This is a genomic window from Neisseria sp. P0021.S007, from assembly GCF_051956855.1.
Genome location: NZ_JBQCXA010000755.1, coordinates 1 through 610, shown reverse-complemented (window position 1 = coordinate 610; position 610 = coordinate 1). Strand labels below are relative to the sequence as shown.

Annotated in this window: 1 protein-coding gene; it reads left to right on the top strand. The window is 57.9% G+C overall.

Annotation, left to right across the window (positions count from 1 at the left end):
* Positions 1-610, top strand: a 610-nt coding sequence (locus ACTHUR_RS15795; RefSeq protein ID WP_440399601.1) for an Obg family GTPase, incomplete at both ends; no start/stop codon positions are given.

Genomic DNA, 610 nt, shown 5'->3' with positions numbered 1-610 from the left:
CGCGCGCCCAAACAATCCACGCCCGGCGAAGAAGGCGAAACCCGTTCCCTGCAACTCGAACTCAAAGTCCTCGCCGATGTCGGCTTATTAGGCATGCCCAACGCCGGTAAATCCACCCTGATTACCGCCGTATCCGCCGCGCGCCCCAAAATCGCCAACTACCCCTTCACCACTCTGCATCCGAACTTAGGCGTTGTGCGCATCGACGAAAACCACAGCTTCGTCATGGCAGACATCCCTGGTCTGATTGAAGGCGCGGCAGAAGGCGCAGGCCTCGGCCACCGCTTCCTCAAACACTTATCGCGCACCGGTCTGCTGCTGCACGTCGTCGATTTAGCGCCCTTCGACGAAACCGTCAACCCCGCCGAAGAAGCTCTTGCTATCATCAACGAGTTGCGCAAATACGATGAAGAACTCTACGGCAAACCGCGCTGGCTGGTGCTGAACAAACTCGATATGCTTGATGAAGAAGAAGCCCAAGCGCGTAGCGCCGCCTTCCTCGAAGCCATCGGCTGGGATTACCCCAAACCCGATGACCGCTTCCAATTCGACATGGAAACCCCGCGCCTCTTCCAAATCAGCGCACTAACCCACCAAGGCACGCAGGAAT